This is a genomic window from Kitasatospora sp. NPDC048407 (genome assembly GCF_043200475.1).
Lineage (GTDB): Bacteria > Actinomycetota > Actinomycetes > Streptomycetales > Streptomycetaceae > Kitasatospora.
Window position 1 is genome coordinate 37249 of record NZ_JBICXW010000031.1, and the last position, 23548, is coordinate 60796.

General features: G+C 71.6%; 24 protein-coding genes, 1 pseudogene and 1 riboswitch. Of the genes and pseudogenes, 5 read left to right on the forward strand and 20 right to left on the reverse strand.

What is annotated here, in order from left to right; genetic code table 11:
• Positions 1-23: 23 nt before the first annotated feature.
• From carB to pyrR, 6 genes are read right to left on the reverse strand one after another with little or no spacing between them, the layout of a single operon-like run.
• Positions 24-3332 carry a carbamoyl-phosphate synthase large subunit gene (gene carB / locus ACGFWJ_RS33615; RefSeq protein WP_392956252.1) on the reverse strand — a complete coding sequence of 1103 codons (3309 nt, stop codon included), beginning with the start codon at positions 3330-3332 and terminating at the stop codon, positions 24-26.
• Positions 3325-4515, reverse strand: a complete 1191-nt coding sequence (carA, locus tag ACGFWJ_RS33620) for a glutamine-hydrolyzing carbamoyl-phosphate synthase small subunit (protein WP_392956255.1) — start codon at positions 4513-4515, stop codon at positions 3325-3327. The genes carB and carA overlap by 8 nt, the downstream gene beginning before the upstream one ends.
• On the reverse strand, positions 4512-5069 hold the full coding sequence (locus ACGFWJ_RS33625) for a hypothetical protein (protein ID WP_392956258.1): 558 nt from the start codon (positions 5067-5069) through the stop codon (positions 4512-4514). The genes carA and ACGFWJ_RS33625 overlap by 4 nt, the downstream gene beginning before the upstream one ends.
• The gene (locus ACGFWJ_RS33630) at positions 5069-6361 is read right to left on the reverse strand and encodes a dihydroorotase (RefSeq protein ID WP_387642888.1); all 1293 of its coding nucleotides are present in this window, start codon (positions 6359-6361) and stop codon (positions 5069-5071) included. Before ACGFWJ_RS33630 ends, ACGFWJ_RS33625 begins: the two co-directional genes overlap by 1 nt.
• Complete coding sequence (locus tag ACGFWJ_RS33635) at positions 6358-7350, reverse strand: aspartate carbamoyltransferase catalytic subunit (RefSeq protein WP_392956261.1); 993 nt, start codon at positions 7348-7350, stop codon at positions 6358-6360. The genes ACGFWJ_RS33630 and ACGFWJ_RS33635 overlap by 4 nt, the downstream gene beginning before the upstream one ends.
• Before the next feature lie 6 nt (positions 7351-7356).
• Positions 7357-7968 carry a bifunctional pyr operon transcriptional regulator/uracil phosphoribosyltransferase PyrR gene (pyrR, locus tag ACGFWJ_RS33640; RefSeq protein ID WP_392956263.1) on the reverse strand — a complete coding sequence of 204 codons (612 nt, stop codon included), beginning with the start codon at positions 7966-7968 and terminating at the stop codon, positions 7357-7359.
• Between the two features lie 273 nt (positions 7969-8241).
• On the opposite strand from pyrR, the gene ACGFWJ_RS33645 reads away from it, so the two are divergent.
• Positions 8242-8745: a transcriptional regulator gene (locus tag ACGFWJ_RS33645; RefSeq protein WP_380488108.1), complete on the forward strand. Its 504-nt coding sequence runs from the start codon at positions 8242-8244 to the stop codon at positions 8743-8745.
• Between the two features lie 87 nt (positions 8746-8832).
• Here ACGFWJ_RS33645 and ACGFWJ_RS33650 read toward each other — a convergent pair whose 3' ends face one another.
• The gene (locus tag ACGFWJ_RS33650) at positions 8833-9717 is read right to left on the reverse strand and encodes a hypothetical protein (RefSeq protein ID WP_392956266.1); all 885 of its coding nucleotides are present in this window, start codon (positions 9715-9717) and stop codon (positions 8833-8835) included.
• 290 nt (positions 9718-10007) lie between these two features.
• Between ACGFWJ_RS33650 and ACGFWJ_RS33655 the strand changes: the two genes are divergently transcribed.
• Positions 10008-11072 carry a 2,3-butanediol dehydrogenase gene (locus ACGFWJ_RS33655; protein WP_392956269.1) on the forward strand — a complete coding sequence of 355 codons (1065 nt, stop codon included), beginning with the start codon at positions 10008-10010 and terminating at the stop codon, positions 11070-11072.
• A gap of 25 nt (positions 11073-11097) precedes the next feature.
• Here ACGFWJ_RS33655 and ACGFWJ_RS33660 read toward each other — a convergent pair whose 3' ends face one another.
• The 4 genes from ACGFWJ_RS33660 to ACGFWJ_RS33675 form a co-directional block, all read right to left on the reverse strand.
• Positions 11098-11919 (reverse strand): thioesterase family protein, encoded by an 822-nt coding sequence (locus ACGFWJ_RS33660; RefSeq protein WP_392956272.1) that lies wholly within the window; start codon positions 11917-11919, stop codon positions 11098-11100.
• Positions 11920-12027: 108 nt separating this feature from the next.
• Positions 12028-12465 carry a transcription antitermination factor NusB gene (gene nusB / locus ACGFWJ_RS33665; RefSeq protein WP_387642893.1) on the reverse strand — a complete coding sequence of 146 codons (438 nt, stop codon included), beginning with the start codon at positions 12463-12465 and terminating at the stop codon, positions 12028-12030.
• Positions 12466-12467: 2 nt separating this feature from the next.
• Positions 12468-13031 carry an elongation factor P gene (gene efp, locus ACGFWJ_RS33670; RefSeq protein ID WP_387642894.1) on the reverse strand — a complete coding sequence of 188 codons (564 nt, stop codon included), beginning with the start codon at positions 13029-13031 and terminating at the stop codon, positions 12468-12470.
• A gap of 70 nt (positions 13032-13101) precedes the next feature.
• Positions 13102-14208 (reverse strand): M24 family metallopeptidase, encoded by a 1107-nt coding sequence (locus ACGFWJ_RS33675; RefSeq protein ID WP_392956276.1) that lies wholly within the window; start codon positions 14206-14208, stop codon positions 13102-13104.
• A gap of 132 nt (positions 14209-14340) precedes the next feature.
• Here ACGFWJ_RS33675 and rpmG point away from each other — a divergent pair, with 132 nt between their 5' ends.
• Positions 14341-14505 (forward strand): 50S ribosomal protein L33, encoded by a 165-nt coding sequence (gene rpmG / locus ACGFWJ_RS33680; protein WP_387642896.1) that lies wholly within the window; start codon positions 14341-14343, stop codon positions 14503-14505.
• 56 nt (positions 14506-14561) lie between these two features.
• Positions 14562-14804: a type B 50S ribosomal protein L31 gene (locus tag ACGFWJ_RS33685; protein WP_387642897.1), complete on the forward strand. Its 243-nt coding sequence runs from the start codon at positions 14562-14564 to the stop codon at positions 14802-14804.
• A 45-nt stretch (positions 14805-14849) separates the two neighbouring features.
• On the opposite strand, the gene ACGFWJ_RS33690 is transcribed toward ACGFWJ_RS33685, so the two are convergent.
• Positions 14850-15173, reverse strand: a complete 324-nt coding sequence (locus tag ACGFWJ_RS33690; RefSeq protein ID WP_392956280.1) for a helix-turn-helix domain-containing protein — start codon at positions 15171-15173, stop codon at positions 14850-14852.
• A 4-nt stretch (positions 15174-15177) separates the two neighbouring features.
• Here ACGFWJ_RS33690 and ACGFWJ_RS33695 point away from each other — a divergent pair.
• A pseudogene (locus tag ACGFWJ_RS33695) lies at positions 15178-15940 on the forward strand (EamA family transporter); the annotation flags it as partial.
• Positions 15941-15962: 22 nt separating this feature from the next.
• On the opposite strand, the gene ACGFWJ_RS33700 reads toward ACGFWJ_RS33695, so the two are convergent.
• The 8 genes from ACGFWJ_RS33700 to aroC all read right to left on the reverse strand — a co-directional run bounded on the left by ACGFWJ_RS33700 (position 15963) and on the right by aroC (position 23506).
• A complete protein-coding gene (locus ACGFWJ_RS33700; protein WP_392956282.1) occupies positions 15963-17075 on the reverse strand; it encodes a HoxN/HupN/NixA family nickel/cobalt transporter in 1113 nt (370 codons plus the stop codon).
• Positions 17076-17105: 30 nt separating this feature from the next.
• Positions 17106-17302, reverse strand: a riboswitch (cobalamin riboswitch).
• An 80-nt stretch (positions 17303-17382) separates the two neighbouring features.
• Positions 17383-18075 carry a DUF6445 family protein gene (locus ACGFWJ_RS33705; RefSeq protein ID WP_392956285.1) on the reverse strand — a complete coding sequence of 231 codons (693 nt, stop codon included), beginning with the start codon at positions 18073-18075 and terminating at the stop codon, positions 17383-17385.
• A 95-nt stretch (positions 18076-18170) separates the two neighbouring features.
• The gene (locus ACGFWJ_RS33710) at positions 18171-18977 is read right to left on the reverse strand and encodes an Fpg/Nei family DNA glycosylase (protein ID WP_392956288.1); all 807 of its coding nucleotides are present in this window, start codon (positions 18975-18977) and stop codon (positions 18171-18173) included.
• A 392-nt stretch (positions 18978-19369) separates the two neighbouring features.
• A complete protein-coding gene (locus tag ACGFWJ_RS33715; RefSeq protein ID WP_392956290.1) occupies positions 19370-20206 on the reverse strand; it encodes an AAA family ATPase in 837 nt (278 codons plus the stop codon).
• 73 nt (positions 20207-20279) lie between these two features.
• A complete protein-coding gene (gene aroQ, locus ACGFWJ_RS33720; RefSeq protein ID WP_387642903.1) occupies positions 20280-20726 on the reverse strand; it encodes a type II 3-dehydroquinate dehydratase in 447 nt (148 codons plus the stop codon).
• On the reverse strand, positions 20723-21811 hold the full coding sequence (aroB, locus tag ACGFWJ_RS33725) for a 3-dehydroquinate synthase (protein WP_392956292.1): 1089 nt from the start codon (positions 21809-21811) through the stop codon (positions 20723-20725). Before aroB ends, aroQ begins: the two co-directional genes overlap by 4 nt.
• Entirely contained in the window at positions 21804-22325 is a 522-nt protein-coding gene (locus ACGFWJ_RS33730; protein ID WP_392956295.1) for a shikimate kinase, read from the reverse strand. Before ACGFWJ_RS33730 ends, aroB begins: the two co-directional genes overlap by 8 nt.
• Positions 22322-23506 carry a chorismate synthase gene (aroC, locus tag ACGFWJ_RS33735; RefSeq protein WP_387642906.1) on the reverse strand — a complete coding sequence of 395 codons (1185 nt, stop codon included), beginning with the start codon at positions 23504-23506 and terminating at the stop codon, positions 22322-22324. The genes ACGFWJ_RS33730 and aroC overlap by 4 nt, the downstream gene beginning before the upstream one ends.
• Positions 23507-23548: the final 42 nt, after the last annotated feature.

Here is a 23548-nt window from a genome sequence, read left to right on the forward strand (position 1 = left end):
GTGTGCCCCCCACGGTTGTCGACCTACTGGCGGCCGGAGTTGATCAGCGCCGCGTGTTCCTGCAGCGACATCACGCCGACCTCGCCGCGGTGCAGCGCGTCGATGCCCTGCACGGCCGCGCCCATCGCCTGCACGGTGGTCAGGCAGGGGACGGCGCGGGAGACCGCGGCGGTGCGGATCTCGTAGCCGTCCATCCGGCCGCCGGTGCCGTACGGGGTGTTGATGATGAGGTCGATGCCGCCCTCGTGGATCAGCTGGACGATGGTCTTCTCGCCGTTCGGGCCCTCGCCCTCGGAGTGCTTGCGCACCACGGTGGCGGGGATGCCGGCCCGCTGCAGGACCTCGGCGGTGCCGGTGGTGGCGAGCAGTTCGAAGCCGAGCTCGACCAGCGCGCGGGCCGGGAAGACCAGGTTGCGCTTGTCGCGGTTGGCGACCGAGACGAACACCTTGCCGCTGGTGGGTAGGGCGCCGTACGCGCCGGTCTGGGACTTCGCGTAGGCGGTGCCGAAGACCCGGTCGATGCCCATGACCTCGCCGGTGGAGCGCATCTCCGGGCCGAGCACGGTGTCCACGCCGCGGCCGTGCACGTCGCGGAAGCGCGACCACGGCATCACGGCCTCCTTGACGGAGATCGGCGCGTCGGCGGGCAGCGTGCCGCCGTCGCCCTCGCGCGGCAGCAGGCCCTCGGCGCGCAGTTCGGCGATGGTGGCGCCGAGCGAGATCCGGGCGGCGGCCTTGGCCAGCGGCACGGCGGTCGCCTTGGAGGTGAACGGCACGGTGCGGGAGGCGCGCGGGTTGGCCTCCAGCACGTACAGGATGTCGCCGGACAGCGCGAACTGGATGTTGATCAGTCCGCGGACGCCAACTCCCTTGGCGATGCCCTCGGTTGCGGAGCGCAGCCGCTTGATGTCGTACCCGCCGAGGGTGATCGGCGGCAGCGCGCACGCCGAGTCACCGGAGTGGATGCCGGCCTCCTCGATGTGCTCCATGACGCCGCCGAGGTACAGCTCCTCGCCGTCGTACAGGGCGTCCACGTCGATCTCGACGGCGTCGTCGAGGAAGCGGTCGATCAGCACGGGGTGCTCGGAGATCAGGCCGGCGTGCCGCTCCAGGTAGGAGGCGAGCGAGGCCTCGTCGTAGACGATCTCCATGCCGCGGCCGCCGAGCACGTAGGACGGGCGGGCGAGGACGGGGTAGCCGATCTCGTCGGCGATGGCCTTGGCCTCGTCGAAGGAGAAGGCGGTGCCGTGCTTGGGGGCGGGCAGGCCCGCGTCCTTCAGCACCCGGCCGAACGCGCCGCGCTCCTCGGCGAGGTGGATCGCCTCGGGCGAGGTGCCGACGACCGGCACGCCGTTGTCCTTGAGCGCCTGCGCCAGGCCCAGCGGGGTCTGGCCGCCGAGCTGCACGATGACGCCGGCCAGCGGGCCGGCCTGCTGCTCGGCGTGGACGATCTCGAGCACGTCCTCCAGGGTGAGCGGCTCGAAGTACAGCCGGTCGGAGGTGTCGTAGTCGGTGGAGACGGTCTCCGGGTTGCAGTTGACCATCACGGTCTCGTACCCGGCGTCGGCGAGCGCGAAGGACGCGTGCACGCAGGAGTAGTCGAACTCGATGCCCTGACCGATCCGGTTCGGGCCGGAGCCCAGGATGATCACGGCGGGCTTGGTGCGCGGCGCGACCTCGTTCTCCTCGTCGTAGGACGAGTAGAAGTACGGGGTCTTGGCCGCGAACTCGGCGGCGCAGGTGTCGACGGTCTTGAACACCGGGCGGATGCCGAGCGCGTGCCGCACCTCGCGGACCACGTCGGTCTTCAGGCCGCGGATCTCACCGATCTGCTGGTCGGAGAAGCCGTGCTGCTTGGCGTGGCGCAGCAGCTCCGGGTCGAGCTTGTCGCCCTCGGCGAGCTCGACGGCGATCTCGTGGATCAGGAAGAGCTGGTCGACGAACCACGGGTCGATCTTGGTGGCCTCGAACACCTCCTCGGGGGTGGCGCCGGCCCGGATCGCCTCCATGACGGTGTTGATCCGGCCGTCGGTGGGGATCTGAGCCTTCTCCAGCAGCTCGTCCTTCTCCCCCACCTCGCCGACGAAGCTGAACTGCGAGCCCTTCTTCTCCAGCGAGCGCAGCGCCTTGTTCAGCGCCTCGGGGAAGTTGCGGCCCATCGCCATGGCCTCGCCGACCGACTTCATGGTGGTGGTCAGCGTGGCGTCGGCGGACGGGAACTTCTCGAACGCGAACCGCGGCACCTTGACGACCACGTAGTCCAGGGTCGGCTCGAAGGAGGCCGGGGTCTGCTCGGTGATGTCGTTGGGGATCTCGTCCAGCGTGTAGCCGACGGCCAGCTTGGCGGCGATCTTGGCGATCGGGAAGCCGGTGGCCTTCGACGCCAGCGCCGACGACCTCGACACACGCGGGTTCATCTCGATGACGATGACCCGGCCGTCGACGGGGTTGACGGCGAACTGGATGTTGCAGCCGCCGGTGTCGACGCCGACCTCGCGGATCACGGCAATGCCGATGTCGCGCAGGATCTGGTACTCGCGGTCGGTGAGGGTCATCGCCGGGGCGACGGTGATCGAGTCACCGGTGTGCACGCCCATCGGGTCGAAGTTCTCGATCGAGCAGACGACCACGACGTTGTCGTTCTTGTCGCGCATCAGCTCGAGCTCGTACTCCTTCCAGCCGAGGATGGACTCCTCCAGGAGCACCTCGGTGGTCGGCGAGAGGGTCAGGCCCTGGCCGGCGATGCGGCGCAGGTCCTCCTCGTCGTGCGCGAAGCCGGAGCCGGCGCCGCCCATGGTGAAGGACGGACGGACCACGACCGGGTAGCCGCCGAGGGTGTCGACGCCGGCGAGCACGTCCTCCATGGAGTGGCAGATCACCGAGCGGGCGGACTCGCCGTGGCCGATCTTGGCGTTGACGGCCTCGACCACGCCCTTGAACAGCTCGCGGTCCTCGCCCTTGTTGATCGCCTCGACGTCGGCGCCGATCAGCTCGACGTCGTACTTGTCGAGGGTGCCGGCGCTGTGCAGGGAGATCGCGGTGTTCAGCGCGGTCTGGCCGCCGAGGGTCGGCAGCAGCGCGTCGGGGCGCTCCTTGGCGATGATCTTCTCGACGAACTCCGGGGTGATCGGCTCGACGTAGGTGGCGTCGGCGATCTCCGGGTCGGTCATGATGGTCGCCGGGTTGGAGTTGACCAGGATGACCCGCAGGCCCTCGGCCTTGAGCACCCGGCAGGCCTGCGTACCCGAGTAGTCGAACTCCGCCGCCTGGCCGATGACGATGGGGCCGGAGCCGATCACCAGGACGGACTTGATGTCGGTGCGCTTAGGCACGCTGGGCCTCCATGAGCTTCACGCTGTGCTGATTGTCGTCTCGCATGAGCTCGACGAAACGGTCGAAGAGGTAGGCGGCGTCGTGCGGGCCGGCTGCCGCTTCGGGGTGGTACTGCACGCTGAAGGCGGGGATGTCGAGTGCCTGCAGGCCCTCGACCACGTCGTCGTTGAGGCAGACGTGGGAGACCTCGACCCGCCCGAAGGGGGTGTCGCTCACCTTGTCCAGCGGCGCGTTCACGGCGAAGCCGTGGTTGTGGGCGGTCACCTCGACCTTGCCGGTGGTGCGGTCCTGCACCGGCTGGTTGATGCCGCGGTGGCCGTACTTGAGCTTGTAGGTGCCGAACCCGAGGGCCCGGCCGAGGATCTGGTTGCCGAAGCAGATGCCGAAGAACGGGGTCTTCTTGGCCAGCACCTCGCGCAGCACCTCGACCTGCCGGTCGGCGGTGGCCGGGTCGCCCGGGCCGTTGGAGAAGAACACGCCGTCGGGCTGCACCGCGTAGATGTCCTCGGCGGTGGAGTTGGCCGGCAGCACGTGCACCTCGATGCCGCGCTCGGCCATCCGCTGCGGGGTCATGCCCTTGATGCCGAGGTCGAGGGCGGCGACGGTGAACTTCTTCTCACCGATCGCGGGGACGACGTAGGTCTCCTTGGTGGCGACCTCGGCGCACAGATCGGCGCCCTTCATCTCGGGGGCATGCTGCACCTTGGCCAGCAGCGCGGCCTGGTCCTCGACGGCCGGGCCGGAGAAGATGCCGACCCGCATCGCGCCGCGCTCGCGCAGGTGGCGGGTGAGCGCGCGGGTGTCGATGCCGCTGATGCCGACGACGCCTTGGCGCTCCAGCTCCTCGTCCAGCGAGCGCTTGGCGCGCCAGTTGGAGGCGACCCGGGAGGGGTCGCGAACCACGTAGCCGGCCACCCAGATCTGCTGCGACTCGTCGTCCTCGTCGTTCCAGCCGGTGTTGCCGATCTGCGGGGCCGTCATGACGACCACCTGGCGGTGGTACGACGGGTCGGTCAGGGTCTCCTGGTAGCCGGACATGCCGGTGTTGAAAACCGCCTCGCCGAAGGTCTCGCCGACCGCGCCGTAGGCCTGGCCGCGGAACGTCCGGCCGTCCTCCAGGACGAGCACGGCAGGCACTCGCTCCCGCCTGGTGCGCGTGGTGGTGGGGGCAGGTGCGGTCATTTCGCGGCCTCTTCCGTCTTCTTCGTGCTCGTACGTGTTACCAGTGCCTCGACGGCCTCGACCCAGGCGTCGTGCTCGGCGGCGGCGTCCAGCCGGAAGCCGCTTTCCAACTCCCGCTCCCCGATCGTCCAGCCGACCACCAGCAGGCCCGAGGGGACCACCTTGCCGGCGATGCCGGAGTCGGTGCGGGCGCCGGTGAGGGCTTCGGCGGGGATCCACAGGTCGTCCGCGCCGGGGCGGCGGGCCAGCAGGCCGTGCTCGGTGAGGGTGAGCTCGGCCAGGCTGCGGGTGCCCAGGCCGTGCGCGACGACCCGGTCCAGCCAGTTCCCGGCGGTGGTGGAGCCGTGGTACCGGCCGGGGGCGGCCAGCAGGGTCTCACCCGGCTGCGCGGGCACCGCGGGCAGTTCCGGCAGGTCGGACTGCAGGGTCCGGCGCCAGTTCCAGCCCTGGCGCATCAGCCAGTAGACCAGCGCGACCAGGATCAGCAGGCCGACCGTCGCACCGATGTACCCGGGCCAGTTGGTCACATGGCCCTTCTCGGTGGCGAGCAGCATCAGCGCTCGACCAGTTCGCCCGCGAGGACGGTGGCCTCGCCGCGCAGGAAGGTGGCGTGCACCCGTCCGGGCAGGTCCATGCCCTTGAAGGGGCTGTTGCGGGAGCGGGTGGCGAAGGTGTCGGGGTTCACGACACCACGGTACGCGGGATCGAAGAGCACCAGGTTCGCGGGCTCACCCACCGAGACCGGACGTCCGTGGCCGGTCAGCCGCCCGATCCGGGCCGGGCGGTGCGACATCCGGTCCGCGACGCCCTCCCAGTTCAGCAGGCCGGTCTCGACCATGGTCTGCTGCACGACCGACAGCGCGGTCTCCAGGCCGACCATGCCCATCGCGGCGACCGCCCACTCGCAGTCCTTGTCCTCCGCCGGGTGCGGGGCGTGGTCGGTGGCGACGGCGTCGATGGTGCCGTCGGCCAGCGCGCCGCGCAGCGCCTCGACGTCCGCGGCGGTGCGCAGCGGCGGGTTGACCTTGTACACCGGGTCGTAGCTGCGGACGAGTTCGTCGGTGAGCAGCAGGTGGTGCGGGGTGACCTCGGCGGTGACGTTCCAGCCCTTGCCCTTGGCCCAGCGGACGATCTCCACCGAGCCGGCCGTGGACAGGTGGCAGATGTGCACCCGGGAGCCGACGTGCGCGGCCAGCAGCACGTCCCGGGCGATGATCGACTCCTCGGCGACGGCGGGCCAGCCGCCGAGGCCGAGCTCGCCGGAGACCAGGCCCTCGTTCATCTGGGCGCCGGCAGTCAGCCGCGGCTCCTGGGCGTGCTGGGCGACGACGCCGTCGAAGGCCTTCACGTACTCCAGCGCGCGGCGCATGATGACCGCGTCGTCCACGCACTTGCCGTCGTCGGAGAACACCCGCACCCCGGCGGCGGAGTCGTGCATCGCGCCGAGCTCGGCGAGCTGCTTGCCCTCCAGGCCGACGGTGACGGCGCCGACCGGCTGCACGTCGCAGTAGCCGTACTCCTGGCCGAGCCGCCAGACCTGCTCGACGACGCCGGCGGTGTCGGCGACCGGGAAGGTGTTGGCCATCGCGTGCACCGCGGTGTAGCCACCCATGGCGGCGGACTGGGTGCCGGTCAGCACGGTCTCGGCGTCCTCGCGGCCGGGCTCGCGCAGGTGGGTGTGCAGGTCGACCAGGCCGGGCAGGGCGATCAGGCCGGTGGCGTCGATCTCGATGTCGGCCTGCACGTCGAGGTGCTCGCCGATGGCGGCGAAGACGCCGTCCACGAGGTGGATGTCCTGGGGGGCGCCGCCGAGGATCTGGGCGTTGCGGATCAGGTAGGTGGTCACTGGGCGGCCTCCGGGGTTTCGGTGGTGCGGGCTGCGTCGGCTGGGCCATCGGCGAAAACGGCGCCGCCGAGCAGCAGGTAAAGGACGGCCATCCGGACCGAGACGCCGTTGGCGACCTGCTCGACCACGGTGCAGCGCGGCGAGTCGGCGACGTCGGCGGTGATCTCCATGCCGCGGACCATCGGGCCGGGGTGCATCACGATGGCGTGCTCCGGCATGGTGGCGAGGCGCAGCCCGTCCAGGCCGTAGCGGCGCGAGTACTCGCGCTCGGTGGGGAAGAACGCGGCGTTCATCCGCTCGCGCTGCACCCGCAGCATCATCACGGCGTCGACCTTCGGCAGCACGGCGTCCAGGTCGTAGGAGACCTGGCAGGGCCAGGTCTCGATGCCGATCGGCAGCAGCGTCGGCGGGGCGACGAAGGTGACCTCGGCGCCGAGCGTGGTCAGCAGGTGCACGTTGGAGCGGGCGACCCGGCTGTGCAGGATGTCGCCGACGATGGCGATCTTCCGGCCGGCCAGGTCGCGGCCGGGGCCGGGGTTGAGGTGGCGGCGCATGGTGAACGCGTCGAGCAGCGCCTGGGTGGGGTGCTCGTGGGTGCCGTCACCGGCGTTGATGACGCTGCCGTGCAGCCAGTCGGAGCCGGCCAGCCGGGCGGCGGCGCCGGAGGCGTGGTGGCGGATCACCACGGCGTCGGCGCCCATCGCCTGCAGGGTCAGCGCGGTGTCCTTGAGGCTCTCGCCCTTGGAGACCGAGGAGCCCTTGGCGGAGAAGTTGATGACGTCGGCGGACAGCCGCTTCTCGGCGACCTCGAAGGAGGTCTTGGTGCGGGTGGAGTCCTCGAAGAACAGGTTGACGACGGTGCGGCCGCGCAGCGTGGGGAGCTTCTTGACGGCCCGTCCGGAGAGCTGGGCGAGCTCCTCGGCGGTGTCCAGGATCAGCAGCGCGTCGTCGCGGCTGAGGTCGGCGGCGGAGACGAGGTGGCGCTTCACGCGGTTTTACTCCGGGAGCTGGGGATCGGCGGCAAGAGCCTGGGAACTGCGGGCGGCGTAGTCGCGGTCGCCGAGCAGGACGGCGTCGCGGCCGTCGGTCTCGGAGAGCTGGACCTGCACGGCCTCGCGCAGCGAGGTGGGCAGGTTCTTGCCCACGTAGTCGGCGCGGATCGGGAGTTCGCGGTGTCCGCGGTCGACCATGACGGCCAGCTGCACGGCGCGCGGGCGGCCGATGTCGCCGAGCGCGTCGAGGGCGGCCCGGATGGTGCGGCCGGAGAACAGCACGTCGTCGACCAGGATCACCAGCTTGCCGTCGATGCCGTCGGCGGGGATCTCGGTGTGTTCCAGGGCCCGGGCGGGCTTCAGCCGCAGGTCGTCCCGGTACATGGTGATGTCCAGCGTGCCGAACGGGATCTCCCGGCTGGTGATCTGGGTGAGCTTGGCGCGCAGCCGGCGGGCCAGGTGGACGCCGCGGGTGTGGATGCCGAGGAGTACGACGTCCTCGGCGCCCTTGGCGCGTTCCACGATCTCGTGGGCGATCCGGGTGACGACCCGGGCGACGTCGGTGGCGTCCAGCACCTGGTGCGGGGCGCGGGGAGCAGAACTGGGTGTGGTCATGCCGAAGCGGACCTCCTTCCCCGCCTCACTGGACGGGTCTTAAAGGATGTCGGGAAGGGTTTCCGGCCGCAGCCAGAACCTTGCTCATCGTAGCAGTGCGCTGATCTCGGCCCGTTCGGCACGCGTTCGCACGAGTGCCCCATTCGGCTTGACGCGCCACCCTCACTCTACGTAACCTCACAGTGAGTTACGAACGTGCTCCACTGCGGGCCTCGTGGCTCCCATTCAGCGTCCCATTCAGCGCACGCGAAGCAATCTCGTCCGGGGAGATCCATGTCCAGCGACTATGCAAAGCAGCTCGGGGCCAAGCTCCGGGCGATCCGCACTCAGCAGAATCTCTCCCTGCACGGTGTGGAGGAGAAGTCCACGGGCCGCTGGAAGGCCGTCGTGGTCGGCTCCTACGAGCGCGGCGACCGTGCCGTGACGGTGCAGCGCCTCGCCGAGCTGGCCGATTTCTACGGCGTCCCGGTGCAGGAGCTGCTGCCCGGCGGCACCCCGGGCGGCGCGGCCGAGCCGCCGCCGCGTCTGGTGCTCGACCTCGAGCGGCTGACTCAGGTCCCGTCCGAGAAGGCCGGCCCGCTGCAGCGCTACGCCGCGACCATCCAGTCGCAGCGCGGCGACTACAACGGCAAGATCCTCTCGATCCGCCAGGACGACCTGCGCACCCTCGCGGTCATCTACGACCAGTCCCCCTCGATCCTCACCGAGCAGCTGATCAGCTGGGGCGTGCTGAACCCGGACGCGCGGCGCGCCGTCCGCGAGGACGACGCGAGCTGATCTCCGCTCCCTGAGCGTTCGCACTGAAGAAACGTCACAGCGGGGCGGGTGGCCGGTTCTCCGGCCGCCCGCCCCGCTGTCGCACGCTCAGACCACGGTGCCCAGGCTGAAGCCCGGACCGGCCGGGACACCGTGCATCGCCACCTCCGCCGGCGTCCAGTCGAAGCCGGTGCTGCGCCAGGCCCAGGCGACCTGCCGGTACTCGCCGCACAGCGAGCCGGAGCCCTGCGTCCCGTGCAGCACCGCGACGCCGGGCAGTTCGCCGTACAGGCCCGCGCAGAGCACCGCCGTGATCAGGTCGAGGTCCTCGTCGTTGATCCGGACGGCGCCGTCCTCCCAGTGCAGCACCCGGGCGTGCGCCTCAAGCGCCCCGCCGGGGGCGTCCACCGCGACCCGGAACTCGTACGCCCCGCAGCCGGCGCCGACCATCACCCGGCGGAACACCTCGGACGCCTGCTGGTACGTCCAGCGCACCCGCGGATCGGCGGCCGTCTTCCCCCAGCCCAGGGGGCTGGGAGGTACCCCCACGGCGGCGCACAGCGCGCCGTCCATCACCAGATCCGCGTGCCGCAGCGTCAGACCGCCCTCGCGGGCCCGGACCAGCCGGGGCACGAAGTCGGCGAGCTCTTCGCCGCGGTAGGTGACCAGCTGGGTCTGCAGCGGCGGGTTGACCAGGTAACCGTCCCGGGCGGCCTGCTCCCCCGGGTCGACGCCGTGCAGCAGGCAGTAGTCCGCGAAGTCCGCGGGGTGGAACATCCGGGCCCGGACCGTCCCGTAGCACTCCACGGCCTCGGCCAGCAGGTCGGCGGTCTCGCGCAGGTAGGTCTCGTAGTCCGGCGCGTCGGTGAGCTGCCACTCCCGCGCCCGGGCGAAGTCGGCCTCGTCGGTCAGGATCCCGGTGACGAACGCCTCGTCGCTGCGGCGCGAGGACTCGGCACCGCAACGGCGCGGCCGACGGCTGTTCCTGGACATCGGTGGCTCCCGGGGATCTCGGTCGAGCAACTGCTGACCGACTTCTCCCCTCCCACACTCGTCCCACACACACGGGCTGTCACAACTCTGCAACTGACCGTCAAGTCCGGCGCGCGCCCCGCCGAGATGGGACTTCGGCGGGCGCGGGGCGGCCCGGGAGGCCGATCCGGGCCCGATGGCGCAAGGTTTTGACTATTGACCGCATGGGGCCGCGCTGCGGCAGGCCCCGGCTCACGGCCGGGCGCGAGACCGCGGCAGTGAGCCGAAACCAGCCGAAGGAGCGGTTTCAAGTGAAGGCTGCACGCTACTACGACCGCGGCGACATCCGGATCGAGGACATCGCGGAGCCCGCCGTCCGGCCGGGCACGGTGGGCATCGACGTCGCCTACTGCGGGATCTGCGGCACCGACCTGCACGAATACCTCGACGGACCGATCTTCGTCCCGCCCGCCGGCCACCCGCACCCGATCTCGGGCGAGAGTGCCCCCGTGACGCTCGGCCATGAGATGTCCGGCGTCGTGTACGCGGTGGGCGAGGGCGTCGACGACCTGAAACCGGGCGACCGCGTGGTCGTCGAGCCCTACATCCTGCGCCCCGACGTCGACACCGGCGAGAACAACCCGGTCTACCACCTGTCGCCCGACATGAACTTCATCGGCCTCGCGGGGCGCGGCGGCGGACTCGCCGAGAAGATCGTCGTCGAACGCCGGTGGGTGCACCCCGTCGGCGACCTCCCGCTCGACCAGGCGGCCCTGATCGAGCCGCTGTCGGTCGGGTACCACGCGTTCCAGCGCTCGGGCGCGAAGGCCGGCGACTTCGCCCTGGTCGGCGGCGCCGGACCGATCGGGCTGCTCACCTGCGCGGTGCTCAAGGCGATGGGCGTCGAGGTCGCGGTCTCCGAACTCAGCTCGCTGCGGCGGCAGAAGGCGCTGGATTCCAAGGCCGCCGACCACGTCATCGACCCGGCCGCCACCGACGTCGTCGAGGAGGTCCGCCGCCTCACCGCCGGCCGGGGCGCGGACGTCGCGTTCGAGGCGACGTCCGTCAACGCCGTCCTCGACACGCTGTTCGACGCGATCAAGCCGGGCGGGGTGATCACCGTCATCTCGATCTGGGGCAAGCCGGCGTCGCTCGACATGCAGAGGCTCGTCCTCAAGGAGGTCGATCTGCGCGGCACCATCGCCTACGTCAACTCCCACCCGCAGACCATCAGGCTGGTGCAGGAGGGACGGATCGACCTGGCGCCGTTCATCACGAAGACGATCGGGCTGGACCACCTCGTCACCGAAGGCTTCGAGACCCTCATCCACCACAACGAGACGGCCGTCAAGATCCTGGTCGACCCGCGCCGCTGACCTGCGCGGGCGATCCGGGGCCGGGTCAGCGCGGGGTCTTGGCGAGCTGACGGGACTGGGCGACCAGCCGGCCGTCCTCGTCCCAGATCTCGCAGTCCTCCTCGAAGTAGCCGCCGGCCAGGTTGCGGGTGGCGTGCGAGACCCGCAGCCAGCCGTCGGCGGGCAGGGCGCGCAGGTGGACGGTCAGTTCGATGGTGGGGGCCCAGCCGGGGCGGCCCAGGTCGAAGGTGACGGGGGGCAGCGCGTCGGCGGTGAGCAGCAGCGAGAGCGGGTCGGCGGGGCGGCCGTCGGCGAGCCGGAACCAGCCCTGGATGCGGCCCTCCTTGGACGGCTGGCCGAGCGCCCAGCCGACGGTGGCCGGGTCCAGGCGCAGATCGAGGCGCTCCAACAGGGCGGCCTGGGCGATGAGTTCCTTGGGCGCGAGCTCGATGCCGACGCACTGATCGGGGGCGGGCAGCACGGGCGGCAGCGCGGTGGTGGCGACCTCGTCGTCGAGCGCGCCGAGGTCGGTGAACGCGGCGGTGACCCGCAGCCGCTCCTCGCCGTCCTGGGAGAGGATCGCGCTGCCGGTGGCCAGGGTGCGGCCGCGGCGCATGATCTCGGTGCGGACGGTGGCCGGCCCGGGGCGGGACGGCGAGACGTAGGTGCCGCTGACGGTCAGCGGGTGCGGGTGGCCGGGCCCGACCTCCAGGGCGAGGGCATGTGCGGCGAAGGCGAGCAGCAGCCCGCCGTTGACGCCGCCGCCGATCTGCCAGCCGTCGCCGAGTTCGCCGTCGTAGCGGCCGGGTTCGTCCGGGTGCGGGGTGAGCGCGATGCCCCGGTCGAACTCGCTGGTGGTCTCCGGCATGGCTGAGGCCCTTCTGCGCAGACGCCAAAACACATTACTTGCCGGTAGCTTACGCGCGAAGGCCGCCGGACCAACAGGTCCGACGGCCTTCGAACAGGCAGTGCGAGCTCAGCGACGAATGGTCGGCTTGAGCTCCAGGAAGCGGGCGAGCAGGCCGTTCACGAAGGCCGGCGACTCGTCCGTGGAGTACTCCTTGGCAATCTCGACGGCCTCGTCCAGGACGACCGCGTCGGGGGTGCCGTCTTCCCAGATCAGCTCGTACGCACCGAGCCGGAGCACGTTGCGGTCCGCGATCGGCATCCGGTCGAGCGTCCAGCCCACCGCGTAGGTGGAGATCAGGTCGTCGATGGTGCGCGCGTGCTGCGAGTAGCCCTCGACCAGCTGCATGGTGTACTCCGCGACCTGCGGAATGCCCTCGTCCGGACGGGGGTCGCGCGAGCGCGCGACCCAGTCGGCGAGCACCCGCTCGGGGGCCACACCGCGGTGGTCCGCCTCGAACAGGATCTGAAAGGCCCGGGTGCGGGCCTTGGTGCGAGCAGAGGCCACGATTACTTGACCCGGCCGAGGTAGCTGCCGTCGCGGGTGTCGACCTTGACCTTCTCGCCGGTGGTGACGAACAGCGGCACCTGGATCTCGGCACCGGTCTCCAGGGTGGCGGGCTTGGTGCCACCGGTGGAGCGGTCGCCCTGCAGGCCCGGCTCGGTCTCGGAGATGACCAGCTCGACCGCGGCGGGGAGCTCGATGTACAGCGGGACGCCCTCGTTCTGCGCGACCAGGGCCTCGAAGCCCTCGAGCAGGTACTTGGCGGCGTCGCCGACGGTGGCGGCGTCGACCGGGACCTGGTCGTAGGTGTCCATGTCCATGAAGATGAAGGTCTCGCCGTCACGGTACGAGTACTGCATCGTCCGCTTGTCGACGTTGGCGGTCTCGACCTTGACGCCCGCGTTGAAGGTCTTCTCGACGACCTTGCCGGAGAGGACCTCCTTCAGCTTGGTGCGAACGAAGGCCGGGCCCTTGCCGGGCTTGACGTGCTGGAACTCGACGACGGACCAGAGCTTGCCGCCGTCCAGCTTGAGGACCATGCCGTTCTTGAGATCATTCGTGGAAGCCACGGGCGCACTTACTCCTGATATGTCCGCTGTCAAAGAACACCAAGCAGTGCGCCGCCACGGCCCGTTCGGGCTACAGCGCGAGGAGCTCCTTGGTGGTGATGGTGAGCAGCTCGGGCCCGCCCTCCTCGGGAGGCCGCACCACGAGCGTGTCCTCGATCCGGACGCCGCCCCGGCCCGGGAGATGCACTCCTGGACCGACGGTGACCGGCACGCGATTGTCCAGTTTACCCATGTCGGCGGACCCGAGGCGCGGCGCCTCCCTGATCTCCAGGCCGATGCCGTGCCCGAGCGGGTGGACGGCGTGCTCGGCGTGGCCCGCGGCCTGCAGGATCGAGCGGGCCGCGTCGTCCGGGACGTGCTGCTCGACGCCCGGCCCGAGCGCCTCCCGGCCGGCCCGCTGGGCGCGGAACACCAGGCGGTGCAGCTCGACCTGCCAGGCGGCGGGGGCGGCCCCGATCACGAAGGTGCGGGCGGTGGAGATGCCGTAGCCGCGGTACTGCGCGCCCAGCGCGACGGTGAGGAAGTCGCCCTCCTCGACCCGGCGGTCGGTGGGCTGGTGGCGCTCCAGGCCGGAGTGGCTGCCGGTGCCGACGGAGACCGGGAAGGCGGCCCGGTCGGCGCCGTGGTCGATCATCCGGCGCTCCAGCTCCATCGCCAGGTGGCGTTCGGTGCGGCCGACCAGGATCGATTCGAGCAGCTCGCCGAGCGCCTGGTCGGCGATCTCGGCGGCGATCCGCAGGTCGGCGAGCTCGTGCTCGTCCTTGACCACCCGCAGCCGCTCCACCGCCCGGTCCAAGTCGAGCAGCCGGGCCGGCTCGACCTGCTCGGCGACGGCGCGGTGCCGGGCGACCGTCAGGTCGTGCTCCTCGACGGCGAGGTCCCGCACCCGCAGCCGGGCGGCGGCCTCGGCGGCGGCCACCGCGGCGTCCGTCTCGGCGGGCGCCGTCAGCCGGATGACCTCCTCGTCCACCTCGCGCTCCACCGACTCCTCGGGCGGCACGTCCTGCGGCAGCGCCAGCACCGCGCGTTCGCGGGTGAGCAGCAGCGCGGCGCCGCACGGCGGGCAGCCGGTGAGGTAGCGGACGTTGGCGGCGCGCGTGATCAGCGCGGCGTCGGCTCCGGAGGCGCTGCAGTACTCGCGGAGGCGTTCGCGTCGGGCGGCGTACGCGTCGGACATGTCTCCGAGCCTACGAACGGGGCCCGGGGGCCGCCCGTCGGAACGGGCCCGATCGGGGCGGGAATGCGGCGGGGCAGGGGCGTGTTGTGGCCACATGAAAACGGCAATCGTTGCCGAGCGTGGAGGTTCGAGATGGCGCGCAGCGAGCTGCGACCGGTGATCACGCTCCGGTCGGCGGCGGGCACGGGCTTCAGCTACGTGACCCGCAAGAACCGGCGGAACAACCCCGACCGGATCGTCCTGCGGAAGTTCGACCCGGTGGCCGGGCGGCACGTGGAGTTCCGCGAAACCCGCTGACCACAGGGCAGTTGAGGCGTTCGAAGGCTGTTGAGGGCATGGCGAAGGAGGAGCAGATGAAGCAGGGAGTGCACCCCGAGTACCGTCCGGTGGTGTTCCGGGACAAGACGGGCGGCCTGTCGTTCCTGACCCGATCCACGGCCACCAGCGGCCGGACGGTCGAGTGGACGGACGGGCGGGCGTACCCGGTGGTGGACGTCGAGACGTCCTCCGCGAGCCACCCGTTCTACACCGGCAAGGCCCGCCTGCTGGACACCGCGGGCCGGGTGGAGCTGTACCGGCGCAGGTACGGCCTCTGACAGACATGCGGCGAAGGGCCCCGGGAGCTTCCCGGGGCCCTTCGCTCACTTGCCGGCCGGGTGCGGGTCCGAGGCGTGGGTCTCGCCGGGGCGCAGGTGCCAGGTCCACAGCTCCAGCGGGCCGGGGGCCCCGATGCCGGTCAGCAGGACGCCACTGCCGCCGTCCGGGCCGCTCCACAGCCGCACGGCGTCCTCGGCGGGGATGATCCGCACCACCGAGGTCTCGTCGTAGTCGAGCAGCCGGGCGATCGAGACGCCGAGGGCGTCGGCGAGCCGGACCACGGTGCCGACACCGGGGTTGGTGCGGGCCTGCTCGATCTGGACCACCGTGCCGCGGCTGACGCCGGAGCGGGCCGCGAGGGCGTCCATGTTCGCGCTCGGCGTCGTGGTCCTCTCGCAGACCGCCGCCGCCCTGGTCCTCGTCCTGGCCGTCACCGCCACCGGCGGCTGGGCCGACCCGGGCCCCGCGCTCTGGTACGCCGTCGCGGCCGGCATGATCGGGCCGGTCGCGCTGCTCGCCTTCTACAAGGCACTGGCGCTCGGGCCGATGGGCGTGGTCTCACCGCTGGCCACCGTCGGCGTGCTGGTGCCGATCGGCGTCGGACTGTTCCTCGGCGAACGGCCGGGCGCCGTCCAGGGGTTGGGGGATCCTGGTGGCGATCGCCGGGGTCGCGCTGGCCGGCGGCCCGCAGCGCGGCGGACCGGCCGTGAGCCGCCGGGCCCTCGCCCTCACCCTCTCCGCCGCGTTCGCGTTCGGCGCGGTGCTCGCCCTGATCGCGCACGCCGGCGCCGTCGGCGGACTGCTGCTGACGCTGTGCGTGCAACGACTGGCCAACGCGGTGATCGGCATCGGCCTGCCGGCCGCCGCCGGCCGCCGGGAGCCGGTCGAACTGCGCGGCGCGGCCCGCTCGTTGCCCTCACTGACCGCCGTCGGCGTCGCCGACGTGGCCGCGAACGGCCTGTACGCCGCCGCCACCCACCTGGGCTCGGTCGCGGTGGCGGCGGTGCCGGCCTCGCTCCACCCCGTGGTGACGGCGCTGATGGCGCGCGGCCTGCTCAAGGAACGGCTGCTGCGGGTCCAGGTGGTCGGCGCCGGACTGGCCGTCGCCGGAACGCTGATCCTGGCCGCAGGTTGACTGTCCGTCAGGCCGCGCGTTCTCAGGCCCCTGCCCCCGCGAAGGCCTTGGACCGCCGGGCGATCCGCCAGTAGCCGATCGCCGCCGCCCACACCACCACGAACAGGCCGACGATCACGAAGCCGACGTTGTCCAGACTGAGTCCGGCGATCCAGTCGGACACCGGATCGTCCAGGCCGAACTTGTCGTGCAGCACCGCGACCAGCTCGATGGTGCCGATCACGAAGGCCACCGCGATCGACAGCCCCGTGATGGTCAGGTTGTAGTACACCTTGCGGACCGGGTTGGAGAACGCCCACTGGTAGGCGAAGTTCATGAACGTGCCGTCCAGCGTGTCGAACAGGCTCATCCCGGCCGCGAACAGCAGCGGCAGGCAGACGATCGCGTACCAGGGCAGGCCGGACGCCGCACCCGAACCCGCCATCACCATCAGGGTCACCTCGGTCGCGGTGTCGAAGCCCAGGCCCAGCACCATGCCCACCGGGAACATCTGCCCGGGCCGGGTGATCGAACGGGTCGCCCGGCCCAGGATCCGGGCCAGGAAGCCCCGCGAGTCCAGGTGCTTCTCCAGCTCGGCCTCGTCGTACTCACCGGCCCGCATCGCCCGGAACACCCGCAGGATGCCCAGCAGCGCCACCAGGTTGAGCGCCGCGATCAGGTACAGGAACGCCCCCGACGCGGTGGTGCCGATGGTGCCCAGCACCTGATGGGTCGTCGAACCCTCGTCCATCAGGGTGCCCGCCAGCGCCGCCCCGCCGGCCACCAGCGCAGCCATCAGCACCACCATCGAGGAGTGCCCGAGCGCGAACCAGAAGCCCACCGAGACCGGCCGGCGGCCGTCCGCCATCAGCTTGCGGGTGGTGTTGTCGATCACCGCGATGTGGTCGGCGTCGAAGGCGTGCCGCATGCCCAGCGTGTAGGCCGTGATGCCCAGGCCCACGCCGAACACCTGGGTACCCACCTGGTACTTCTCCGGCACCACCAGGAACAGCAGTGTCCCGAACGCCGCCACGTGCAGGGCCAGGATCACCGCCATCAGGCCGGCGGTGCGCAAGGTGTCCTCGCGCCGCCAGCGGAAAGCAGGAAGAGGGGAGCCCGGGACGTTTCCGGGCATGGTCGAATCGGACGCGGTCATCCGCGCATCACGCTCCAGCACCTCGTGGATCACTTCGTGAGATGCCGTGGCCGGTCTCCTGGCTGACGGGGTGTTCGGCGTCGGCGCCCGGCCTTCCCGGCCGCGAGCGGCCAGTGGCACGAGGTGGGAGCCGACGACTCCCCGATCACAGTGGCGAGGGCCGCTCCGGACTCCTGTGACGAGCACAGTGCACCGGCTTCCCGAACACCACGGCCCGCCCACCGTAGATCCGGCCACCACCCGGCGGCAAGAGCGTCACACCGCGCAGGTGTCGAAGATCACGCCCGCCCGACGGGCTGACGGCGCGTCACGCCATCCAGAAGAACACGCAGGTCATCCGCTTCTCGTCCAGGGTGGAGCCGTAGTACCCGGTCGCGGTGTGCATCAGGTTGGCGGTGTACAGCAGCAGCCGGTTGTAGCGGTGCGGGACGGCCAGATCCTCGGTGAACGAGTCCGGCGGGACGAAACGGGTGCCCAGCGCGTCCACCAGATTGTTGTGCGGGGCGACCACGGTGTTCCCGCCGAGCCGGCCCCCCGGCAGGCTCTGCCGGTAGAAGCTCGTCCCGCACCGCTTCGGCACGTTCGGGTTGAGGTACAGCACGGCGGCGTACCGGCACAGCGACCGCGAATCGGTGTGCGGCCGCGGCTCGCACTCCCCCTCCCCCACCACCTGCACGCAGTTGTGGTTGAACGTGCCGCCCTCGGCCTCGCTCAGCGCCCAGATCCGCGGCACCTGCACGGTCTCCCGCACCAGCTTCTCGACGTGCGCCAACTCCTCCGGCTCCAGCCCGGGCATCGCCCGCAACCCCGGCCAGGGCTCCGGCCTGTGCGGATACCCCTCGTCCCAATCGGTACGCGCCAGATGCCGGGCCCGCACCGCATCCGGGTCCGGCAGGACATCGTCCAGCACCCAGTAGTCACGCCCCTTGGTGGGCTTGCGGTACGGCAGGACCGGAAGGGCCGGAGTCGGGCGCGGGCCCTGGAACGGTTGCACGGGCATGGACCCGACAATAGGAGCGCGCCCCGAACCCCTCGCCCAAGGGCCGGTCAACCTTCCGTCAAGGCTTCCCCACTACCCTCCGTGATGACGACCCGTCATGTCTGCTGGCAGCGCGGGCACCAGAACAGGTTCCGGGCCGCCAACTCCTCGGTCCGCACCGGGGTTCCACACACCAGACACGGCTGATCCTGCCGCCGGTACACGTACACCTCACCACCGTGGTCGTCCACCCGCGGCGGACGCCCCATCGCCTCCGGTGTGTGCTCCGGCCGCACGGTGTCGATCCGCCCCGCCGCGACACCGTCGTGCATCAGCGCCACCAGATCCGCCCAGATCGCGTCCCACTCGGCCCGGCTCAGCTCCCGCCCCGCCCGGTGCGGACTGATCCCCAACCGGAACAGCACCTCCGCGCGGTACACGTTGCCGACACCCGCCAGCACCTTCTGATCCATCAGCAGCGCGGCCACCGTCGTCCCGCTCCGCGAGATCCGCTGCCACGCCGCATCCCCCACCTCCCCCGGCCGCAACGGATCCGGCCCCAGCCTGCGATGCAACGCCGCCTTCTCCCCCGGCGTCAGCACCTCGCACGCCGTCGGCCCCCGCAGATCCGCGTACCCACTCCCGTTCTCCATCCGCAACCGCACCTGCCCGACCGGCTCCGGAGCCTCCCCCACCCCGAACTCGTACTTCCCGTACAACCCGAGATGCACATGCAGCCAGTCGTCGCCGAACCCCAGGAACAGATGCTTCCCGTGCGCCTCCGCACCATCCAGCACCCGCCCGTCCAGCAGCCCCGCCCCCTCCACGAAGCGCCCCTGCGGCGACGAAACCCGCACCGCCCTCCCCCCGAACAGCTCCCCGTTCAACCCGGCCAACCGATGCACCACATGCCCCTCGGGCACCCGCGCCACCTCCACATTCGTTCCCGTCCAACACCCCCATTCTCCCCGCCCCCACCGACACCCCGGCAGAGCCAAAGGTCCACCCCCACCACGGGCCAGAACGACACCAAGCCTGCGGCGGACGCCCGCACAAGGCGAACCTGCGCAGCGAAAGCCCGTACAGCGAAACCCCACCCAGCGGAGACCCGCGCCACAAAAACCCGCACCGCGAAGGCGGCCCAGCGGAACCTCCCTGCACAGCCCCGCCCGGCGAAGGCCCGCGCCGCCGAAGCTCCGCGCAGCGGAAACTCCTCACACCCAAGCCCCGCGCAGCGGGTCGCCCCCGGCCTGCGCGCAGCGCTCGTCGCGGGTCGGGTTGCGCGGCGCGGGTGGAGGGAGCTCCCCGCAGGGGGTCAGCGTTGGTGGAGGCGGGAGAGGATCGCCTGGTCGAGCGCGGCGGCCGTCTCGGGGACGGTGAGGTTGGAGTTGTCGATGATGGGGAGGCCGGAGGTGCGCCAGCCGGCCATGCGGCCGTGGATGCGGGCCACTTCGTCGTCGGAGAGGCGGCGGTTGCCGGAGCGTTCGGCGTTGCGGGCGAGGACGCGGTCGAGGCCGGGGAGGAGGACGACGGGGATCATGCCGGGGCCGATGTGGCGCTTCCAGCCGCCGAGGCCGATCGCGGGGCGGTCGGGGAAGACGGCGTCGTCGATGATGCAGGAGATGCCGTTGGCGAGGTAGTTGCGGCAGGCGAAGCCGCAGGTGCGCCGGGCGAGGCGGTACTGGGCCTCGGAGGCGGTGTTCCAGCCGGACTGCGGGTTGGCGAAGCCGGCCTGGACCCATTCGCGGACGTCGTCGAGGCTGATGTGCGCGGTGGGGGTGGGTCGGCGTTCGGCCCAGTAGCGGGCGACGGTGGTTTTGCCGGCGCCGGCCGCGCCGATCAGCAGGACGGCGATCGGTCCGACGGGCAGCGGGGCGGCCGGTGCGGGCATCGGCGGTGGCGCGGCAGGGAGTTGGACGGTGCCGCCGCTGGGGAGCAGGAAGTGCCCGGTACCGCCGGGCGCGACGGCCTTGAGCGGGACGGTCGGCCGGTCGGGGCGGGTGGCGATCGGCCCGAGGGTGGGTATGGCCTGGGTGGTGGAGGGCAGTACCGGTGCGGGGTACGGCTGTTGAGGGGCCGTCGGATACGGGGGCGTCCCCGGGCGGGGCGGCACCTGGCCCCCCGGATGGTGGCTCTGCGCGTACTGGCTCACCGTCACCTCCCTGCGCCGAATGTACACGTCGGCCCGGTGGCGGGCACAAGTCCGCCACCGGGCCGCGCGGTGCTCAGCGGGTGGTCAGCTGTTCGGCGAGTGCCCGCAGGGCGAGTTCGTACGAGCCGAGACCGAAGCCCGCGATGGTGCCGGAGGCGACCGCGGCGATGACCGAGGTGTGCCGGAAGGTCTCGCGGGTGTACGGGTTGGAGATGTGCACCTCGATGAGCGGGGCGGTGCGCTGCGCGGCGGCGTCCCGCATCGCGTACGAGTAGTGGGTGAACGCGCCAGGGTTGATCACCACGGGGGTCTTGGCGTCCGCCGCTTCGTGCAGCCAACCGACCATCTCGGCCTCGGAGTTGGTCTCCCGGACCTCGACCGAGAGCCCGAGCTCCGCGCCCAGGGCAGCACAGCGCGCAACGAGCCCCGCGTACGACGTGGACCCGTACACGTCGGGCTCGCGGGAACCCAGCCGGCCCAGGTTGGGGCCGTTCAGGACGAGCACCGGGACGGCGGTCATCCGGAGACCTCCGCGTACGCGGCGACCAGCAGCGACGGGTCGGGGCCTTCGAGGACGGAGGTCTTGGCGAGGCCGTCGAGGACGATGAAGCGCAGCAGGTCGCCACGCGACTTCTTGTCGATCTTCATGGCGTCCAGCAGCTTCGGCCAGGCGTCCGCCCGGTAGCTGAGCGGCAGGCCGACCGAGGCCAGTACGGTGCGGTGCCGGTCGGCGGTGGCGTCGTCCAACCGCCCGGCCAGGCGGCCGAGTTCGGCGGCGAAGACCATGCCGATGGAGATCGCCGCGCCGTGCCGCCACTTGTAGCGCTCGTTGCGTTCGATGGCGTGGCCGAGGGTGTGGCCGTAGTTGAGGATCTCCCGGCGGCCGGATTCCTTGAGGTCGCCGGAGACCACGTCGGCCTTGACCTGGATGGCCCGCCGGATGAGTTCCAGGGTGTGCGGGCCGGCGGGGGTGGTGGCGGCCGCGGGGTCCTGCTCGATCAGGTCGAGGATCACCGGGTCGGCGATGAAGCCGGCCTTGATCACCTCGGCCAGGCCGGAGACGTAGTCGTGCTTGCCGAGGGTCTCCAGGGTGCCGAGGTCGGCCAGCACGCCCGCGGGCGGGTGGAAGGCGCCGACCATGTTCTTGCCCTCGGCGATGTTGATGCCGGTCTTGCCGCCGACCGCGGCGTCCACCATGCCGAGCAGCGTGGTGGGCACCGAGATCCAGCGCACCCCGCGCAGCCAGGTGGCGGCGACGAAGCCCGCCAGGTCGGTGGTCGAGCCGCCGCCCAGGCCGATGATGACGTCGCCGCGGGTGAAGCCGGTCTGGCCGAGCACCGACCAGCAGTACGCGGCGACCTCGACGCTCTTGGCGTCCTCGGCGTTCGGGACCTGCAGGACGATCGCCTCGTAGCCCTGGTCGACCAGGTCCTCGCGGATCGCCTCGCCGGTGGCCTCCAGCGCCTCCGGGTGGATGATCGCCACCCGCTTGGCCTTCGGGCCGATCAGCGGGGCGAGTTCGCCGAGCAGCTGGTGCCCGATCAGCACCTCGTACGGGGCGTGGCCGTCACTACCAGCAACGGCAATCCGAACGATGTCACTCATGAGGGTTCTTCAGCTCCAGTGCTTCAAGTACGGCGTCGGCGACCTGCTCGGGCGTGCGGCCCTCGGTGTCGACCACGGCGGTGGCGACCTCCAGGTACAGCGGGCGGCGGGCCTCCATCAGTTCGCGCCAGCGGGCCCGGGGGTTGACCGCGAGCAGCGGGCGGGGGGCGTCCAGGCCGACCCGCTTGACCGCGTCGCCCAGCGCGACCTCCAGGAACACCACGGGCAGCGGGGCGAGCACTTCGCGCGTGGAAGGGGCCATCACGGCGCCCCCGCCGAGCGCGAGCACGCCCGCGAAGTCCGCACAGGCTGCCTCGACGGCTTCGCGTTCCAGCTGCCGGAAGTGCGGCTCGCCCTCGTCGACGAAGATCTCCGGGATGGGCTTGCCGGCCGTCCGCTCGATGTCCTCGTCGGTGTCGCGGAACGGCAGGCCGAGGCGCTCCGCGAGGACCCGCCCGACGGTGGACTTGCCACTGCCGGGCGGGCCGACCAGCACAACTACCGGGGCGCTCATCGGACGATCAGGTTGTCGAGGTACGACTGCACGTTGCGACGGGTCTCGGAGACGTTGTCGCCACCGAACTTCTCCGCCACCGCGTCGGCCAGCACCAGCGCCACCATCGCCTCGGCGACGATGCCGGCGGCCGGCACGGCGCACACGTCGGAGCGCTGGTGGTGCGCCTTCGCGGGCTCGCCGGTGCGCACGTCCAGCGTCTGCAGGGCGCGCGGGACGGTCGCGATCGGCTTCATCGCGGCCCGGACGCGCAGCAGCTCGCCGGTGGACAGTCCGCCCTCGGTGCCGCCGGAGCGGCCGGTGGCGCGCTTGACGCCCTCGGGGGTCGGCAGGATCTCGTCGTGCGCCTGGGAGCCGGGGATCCGGGCCAGTTCGAAGCCGTCGCCGACCTCGACGCCCTTGATCGCCTGGATGCCCATCAGCGCGGCGGCCAGCCGGGCGTCCAGGCGGCGGTCCCAGTGCACGTGCGAGCCGAGGCCGACCGGCACGCCGTACGCCAGCACCTCGACGACACCGCCCAGGGTGTCGCCGTCCTTGTGGGCCTGGTCGATCTCGGCGACCATCGCCTTCGACGCGTCGGCGTCCAGGCAGCGCACCGGGTCCTCGTCCAGCCGGGCCTCGTCGGCGGGCAGCGGCAGCACCCCGGCCGGGGCCTTGGCGGCGGCCAGCTCGACCACGTGGCTGACGATCTCGATGCCGCAGGTCTCCTTCAGGTAGGAGCGGGCGACCACGCCGAGCGCGACCCGGGCGGCGGTCTCCCGGGCGCTGGCGCGCTCCAGGATCGGCCGGGCCTCGTCGATCGAGTACTTCTGCATGCCGGCCAGGTCGGCGTGGCCCGGGCGGGGGCGGGTCAGCGGCTCGTTGCGGGCCAGGCCCGCGAGCACCTCGGGGTCGACCGGGTCGGCCGACATGACCTGCTCCCACTTCGGCCACTCGGTGTTGCCGACCATGATCGCCACCGGCGATCCCATGGTCTCGCCGTGCCGGACACCGCCGAGGAACGTCACCTCGTCCTGCTCGAACTTCATCCGCGCGCCGCGACCATAACCGAGCCGCCGGCGGGCCAGCGCGTCGGCCACCATGGCGGTGGTGACCGGCACTCCGGCCGGCAGGCCCTCCAGCGTCGCGACCAGAGCGGGGCCGTGCGACTCCCCCGCCGTCAGCCAGCGCAAGCTACCCACCGAAAAGCTCCTTCGTCAGCGGCCCGCTCGCCGCGAACGGCG